The sequence below is a fragment of the Holdemanella sp. genome (assembly GCF_056804935.1).
On the sequence record NZ_DBMEXE010000102.1, the window covers coordinates 1 to 5,502 of the forward strand.

Below are 5,502 nucleotides of genomic sequence, written 5' to 3' on the forward strand. Positions count from 1 at the left end.
AAATTCTGTACACATGTTTCATTACCTCACTTACAGGTAAATTGTACAAGTCTATTTGACATTAATGATGTCTATATCCTGTTTTATTAAATGTGTCTTTGTGTTAAAATTTTAGTAAAGAAAGAGAGCGTATCCATTATGTTAAGAATAATGAATTATGCATCGCCAGAATCTTTAGATGAGGCGTATGCGCTACTAACGAAAAATAAAAAGAATATGATTCTAGGCGGTATGATCTGGTTGAAGATGGAAGACATTCAGATTCCGACTGCTATTGATTTAAGCAAATTAGGTTTGGATCAAATTGAAGAAGATGATACAGAATTCAAAATTGGTGCTATGGTAACTTTGCGCCAATTAGAAACACATCAAGCTTTCAATGAGGCAACTTGTTATGTATTTAGAGATGCTGTAAAAGATATTGTCGGTGTACAATTAAGAAACTTAGCAACAGTTGGAGGAAGTATATATTCGCGTTTTAGTTTTAGTGATGTCATCTGTAGCTTATTATGTTTAGAGTGTGATGTACAAACACATAAACATGGGCGTATTTCACTTGAAGAATTTGTGAGTCTTCCATATGAAAAGGATATTGTGGAATATATTTATGTGAAGAAGACAAATTTGCCGAGTGCCTTTGTTTCTGTAAGAAGGAGTGCTACGGATTTAAGTGTTTTAAATGCATCTTGTACAAAGTATGCAGATCACTACCGATTCTGTTTTGGTGCAAGACCAGCTATTGCGAAAGTTTATAATTGTGATTTAGATCATATTGATTTAGATGTATATTGTGCAGACAATATGCGCGGAAGCAAGGAATATAGAGAAAAACTTGTTGAGGGATTAACTCAGAAGTTATTGAGAAAGGTAGAGTCTTATGTTGGTTAAAATTAAAGTGAATGGAAAATTGATTCAGGATGATGTACAGCCACAAACTTTATTGCTTGACTGGCTAAGAGATCATGGTTGTTACAGTGTAAAAAGAGGTTGTGATACCGCAAACTGTGGATTATGTACAGTGTTAAGAGATGGAACGCCAATTCTTTCTTGTAGTACATTGACAGTTCGATGTGATGGTCATGAAATTACGACGCTTGAAGGACTTCAAAAAGAAGCGGGTGAATTCGGTATGTTTATGGCGAAACAAGGCGCTGAACAATGTGGTTTCTGTTCGCCAGGATTTATTATGAATGTTTTGGCAATGGAAAAAGAATTAGTGAATCCAAGTGATGATGAAATTCGTGCTTATTTATCTGGAAATTTATGTCGTTGCTCTGGATATATGTCGCAGATGCGTGCAATCAAGGCGTATTTAAGTCGAGGTGAAAATCATGAATAGTGTAGGAAAAGGTGTCATCAAAAAGGATGCGATGGCTTTAGTTACAGGGCAACCTGTATATTGTGATGATTTAGCACCTAAGGATTGTTTGATTGTTAAGCTTTTAAGAAGTCCACATGCATACGCAAAAATTAGAAGTATTGATACTTCCATTGCGAAAAGAATTCCTGGAATTGAAGCGGTGTATACGTATGAGGATGTTCCAACTTCTCGTTTTACTCTTGCAGGACAATCTTATCCTGAACCAAGTCCATATGATCGTAGAATCTTAGAAAATGTAGTTCGTTATGTAGGCGATGAAGTCGCAATCGTTGCGGGAGCTAATGAGGATTGTGTAGATCGTGCTTTGAAAGCTATCAAAGTAGATTATGAAGTATTAGAGCCATTGTTGGACTTTGAAAAATCGATTGATAATGCAATTGTGGTTCATGAGGAAGACGATTATAAGTGTCTTTGTGAGATTGGTAATGACGTAAAGCGTAATATTGTCAGCAGTGGCGAAAGTGTTGTTGGTGATGTGGATGCAGCATTAAAGGATTGTGAAGTGGTCTTAGAAAGAGATTATCATACAAAGGCCAATGCCCAGGCAATGATGGAAACTATGCGTTCATATTGTTACATTGATACATATGGTCGTTTAAATTGTGTAAGTTCTACACAGATTCCTTTCCATGTTCGAAGAATTTTAAGTAATGCTTTAGAAATTCCAAAGTCAAAAATCAATGTAATCAAGCCAAGAATTGGTGGTGGATTTGGCGCTAAACAAACGGCTTGTTGTGAAATCTTCACGGCATTTGTCACATGGAAACTTAAAAAGCCAAGTAAGATTGTTTATACTCGTGAAGAAACTTTTGCGGCTACTAACTCAAGACATGAAATGAAGATGCATGTTCGTATTGGGGCTAAAAAAGATGGTACGATTGAAGCTATAGATTTATATACATTATCAAATCAAGGCGCTTATGGAGAGCATGGTCCAACTACAATTGGTTTGGCAGGACATAAATCTTTGCCTTTATATAACCATGTTAAAGCCAGTCGTTTTACATATGATGTAGTTTATACAAATACAATGCGTGCTGGTGCTTATAGAGGGTATGGTGCTACGCAAGGTCAGTTTGCGGTTGAATCCATTATTAATGAATTGGCTGATGAATTGAATATGGATCCTTGTGAAAACCGTTTTAAGAATATGACACGTGAAAATGAAGTGTTATCGCAATACTATAATGAAGAATTGAATGCGTGTGCGTTGGATCGTTGTTTAGAAAAGGCTATGGAAATGATTGACTACAAGAATAAACCTTTAAGACGTGATATGGGTGATTTTGTTCGTGGTTTAGGTGTTTCTTTATCTATGCAAGGTAGTGGTATTTCGGGTCTTGATGTAGGTTCTGTTGAAATTAAACTACAGGATGATGGTTTCTATACATTAAGTATCGGTGCTACAGATATGGGTACAGGATGTGATACGATTCTTGCTCAAATGGTTGCGGAATGTATGGATTGTGATGTAGATCAAGTTGTCACTAGTTCATTGGATACAGACCATGCACCTTATGATACGGGTTCTTATGCTTCAAGTACAACGTATGTAACAGGTATGGCTGTAGTAAAGGCTTGTGAAAAGTTAAGAAATTCTATTTTAGAAGCGGCAGCCGGATTCTTTAATGTGGATAAAGAAAATATTGAATTTGATGGTAAAAAGGTTTATTCATTGGATCATACGCATGAAATGAGTTTGGCAGATTTTGCGGATACATGTTTCAATGGTGGTATCGCAAAAGCATTGATTGCCAGTGACTCTCATATGTCGCCTACTAGTCCACCTCCATTTATGGTTGGTATTGCCGAAGTGGATGTAGATAAGCTAACGGGTGAAATCAAAGTTCATGATTATGTATCTGTTGTTGATTGTGGTACAGTTATCAATCCAAATCTTGCCAGAGTACAAGCTGAAGGTGGTATTGTACAAGGTATTGGTATGGCTTTGAGCGAGGATATCACGTACTCAGATGAGGGTAAGATGCGTAATCGTAACTTTTTGCAGTATAAGTTGCCAACAAGAGTGGATGTTCCAAGTGTTCGTGTTGAATTTGAAAGCAGTTATGAAGACAATGGTCCATTTGGTGCTAAATCCATTGGAGAAGTTGTTATTAATACGCCAACAAGTGCAATTGCTAGTGCTATAAAACATGCGACGGGAGTGCAGGTTCGTACTTTGCCTATTACTGCTGAAAAAGTGTTATTAGGAAAAGAAGATGAATAATATTTCTTTGATTATCTTAGCGTCTGGTTTTTCCAGACGCTTTGTTTCAAATAAACTTTTGTACGAATTTCATGGTAAGAAACTTATTGAATATGCTTTTGATAAGGCAAGTGCTTTTTTAGATGTGATAGTAGTCACACAATATATGGAAATAAAAGAAATGGCTGAGTCATTAGGATATCATGTTGTTATGAATGATCATCCTGAATATGGGCAAGGGCATTCTATCGCGTTAGGTGTGGGCGCTTGTCAAAATAATGCATGCATACTGATGGTTGCGGATATGCCATATTTAAAATTGGATACGTTAAAGGAAATGGTTTCAATTCAAGATGGAAAGCATATTGTGATTTGTGAGTATAATGGTATTTTATGTAATCCTATGTTGCTCCCAAAAAGGTATTATGGTAGGGCAAAACAATTGTGTAATGATAAAGGGGCAAAACAAATCATTGGTGATGATACGTATTTAACGGTTTCTTTATCGGAAGAAGAATTTATGGATATAGATGAAAAAACAGAGGCTATTTAGCCTCTGTAATGTTTTTCTTTGTCTTTTGCGATGTCAAAATAGATTTGTTCGCCTCTTTGTTCATAAAGCATATTTGCCCAATATCCCCAAAGGATGTCTTCCATTCTTTCAAATGCCTGCACTTGAACATCAATCATTGGGTCGATGTCTCCATCAAAATAGGCTTGATAGAACTGGTCTCTTTGGTCAATATAATGGATGTTGTTTTCTGAAAAGAAGCTGGCGATATCAAAGCGATAATCGTTTTTTGCGGCATATTCATAGTCAATCAAATAGTCTTTTGTATCGCTGTAAAGAATATTTCCTTGCACAAAGTCGTTATGGCATAGTGTGTTTGGTTTATATTCTTTTTTTAATGCTTCTAAAAAGTTTTCTTCATTTGGAAAAGACACGATACATTCTTTGATTTGAGATTTATAGAATTCAATCTTTCCAAAAGGGTTGAAAATAAACAAAGGAGCTTTTTTGGTATGAAGAGATTTCATTAAATTTGCACATCTTGCGAATTTGTCTTTGTCCTTACATTCATCAAATGTTTCTACATCTTCAATATAATTTGTTACTTTGATACCTGCTTTTTCATCGAAAAAAATAACAGGTACATCTAAATCAGAAACAAGTGGCAAAATTTCCTTTTCGTGTTCATGTTGCAAACCAAGAGATTCATGATTCTTTTTTGGTACGCGTACCATATATTTATTGTCGTTGATTGTTAATAAATAGTTGTGGTTACTAATGCCTTTATCTGTTTTTTCGAGCGTGTAGTTTGTTGCGTTAAATTTTTCTTCTATCCATGTATTTAAGTTCATGTGGATATATTAACATTATTATTCTTTAAACTCAATGCGGTCGGTGTACCGCTTTTTTTTTGATTCGCGAAATTTACAAGCTCTCTTATGGCAAAAAAAGTTTGGAAGAAGGATCGAAGAAATAACTTTTTTGGCTTGCGTTGTTCTAAGAACAAGGCTGTAAATTGAAAAAGGAGTATTGTGCAATGAAGTATAAGGTGAAGTGGATCGAAGAACATATGGGAATCACAAGAAATATGATTCGTAGATATGAAAAGAAGGGAGTGATTTCAAAGAATGAAGAAGGAAAAGATCGAGAGTTTGATGAAGAAGGGTTGAGACAATTATGGGATATAAGAATGTTGGTGCGTTTAGGGTTTAGTTTGGATGAAGTTAAAGAAATTTTGAGTGAGGGAAATTTAAAGGAACTGAGCCAAAGAAAGTTGGGCGAGTTGGATAAGAAATGTGAGGATTTGGTACTATGTCAAGAAAAAGGACTCCTAAAATAGATAAATTTTAAATTCTAATGCTTTGAATAATAATTATTCTCATATTGATTTGGCGATTCATAACC

Annotated in this window: 6 protein-coding genes; 5 read left to right on the forward strand and 1 reads right to left on the reverse strand. The window is 35.4% G+C overall.

Going from position 1 to position 5,502, the window contains the following annotated elements; genetic code table 11:
• The first annotated feature begins 150 nt into the window (after positions 1 to 150).
• The 4 genes from ACZQCL_RS05810 to ACZQCL_RS05825 are packed head-to-tail and all read left to right on the forward strand — an operon-like array spanning position 151 to position 4,140.
• Entirely contained in the window at positions 151 to 888 is a 738-nt protein-coding gene (locus ACZQCL_RS05810; protein WP_337533647.1) for an FAD binding domain-containing protein, read from the forward strand.
• Positions 878 to 1,339, forward strand: a complete 462-nt coding sequence (locus ACZQCL_RS05815; RefSeq protein ID WP_419008163.1) for a (2Fe-2S)-binding protein — start codon at positions 878 to 880, stop codon at positions 1,337 to 1,339. Before ACZQCL_RS05810 ends, ACZQCL_RS05815 begins: the two co-directional genes overlap by 11 nt.
• The gene (locus ACZQCL_RS05820; protein WP_482482197.1) at positions 1,332 to 3,608 is read left to right on the forward strand and encodes a xanthine dehydrogenase family protein molybdopterin-binding subunit; all 2,277 of its coding nucleotides are present in this window, start codon (positions 1,332 to 1,334) and stop codon (positions 3,606 to 3,608) included. The genes ACZQCL_RS05815 and ACZQCL_RS05820 overlap by 8 nt, the downstream gene beginning before the upstream one ends.
• Positions 3,601 to 4,140, forward strand: a complete 540-nt coding sequence (locus ACZQCL_RS05825) for a nucleotidyltransferase family protein (RefSeq protein WP_331866522.1) — start codon at positions 3,601 to 3,603, stop codon at positions 4,138 to 4,140. Before ACZQCL_RS05820 ends, ACZQCL_RS05825 begins: the two co-directional genes overlap by 8 nt.
• Here ACZQCL_RS05825 and ACZQCL_RS05830 read toward each other — a convergent pair.
• Entirely contained in the window at positions 4,137 to 4,949 is an 813-nt protein-coding gene (locus tag ACZQCL_RS05830; RefSeq protein WP_407384923.1) for a phosphotransferase, read from the reverse strand. The genes ACZQCL_RS05825 and ACZQCL_RS05830 overlap by 4 nt on opposite strands.
• A gap of 185 nt (positions 4,950 to 5,134) precedes the next feature.
• Between ACZQCL_RS05830 and ACZQCL_RS05835 the strand changes: the two genes are divergently transcribed.
• On the forward strand, positions 5,135 to 5,437 hold the full coding sequence (locus ACZQCL_RS05835; protein WP_482482199.1) for a MerR family transcriptional regulator: 303 nt from the start codon (positions 5,135 to 5,137) through the stop codon (positions 5,435 to 5,437).
• Positions 5,438 to 5,502: the final 65 nt, after the last annotated feature.

Excerpts from the sequence above, each read along its gene's own strand:
- ACZQCL_RS05815 (WP_419008163.1), top strand. The coding sequence starts at position 878 with ATGTTGGTTAAAATTAAAGTGAATGGAAAATTGATTCAGGATGATGTA.
- ACZQCL_RS05810 (WP_337533647.1), top strand. The coding sequence starts at position 151 with ATGAATTATGCATCGCCAGAATCTTTAGATGAGGCGTATGCGCTACTA.
- ACZQCL_RS05830 (WP_407384923.1), bottom strand. The coding sequence starts at position 4,949 with ATGAACTTAAATACATGGATAGAAGAAAAATTTAACGCAACAAACTAC.
- ACZQCL_RS05820 (WP_482482197.1), top strand. The coding sequence starts at position 1,332 with ATGAATAGTGTAGGAAAAGGTGTCATCAAAAAGGATGCGATGGCTTTA.
- ACZQCL_RS05825 (WP_331866522.1), top strand. The coding sequence starts at position 3,601 with ATGAATAATATTTCTTTGATTATCTTAGCGTCTGGTTTTTCCAGACGC.
- ACZQCL_RS05835 (WP_482482199.1), top strand. The coding sequence starts at position 5,135 with ATGAAGTATAAGGTGAAGTGGATCGAAGAACATATGGGAATCACAAGA.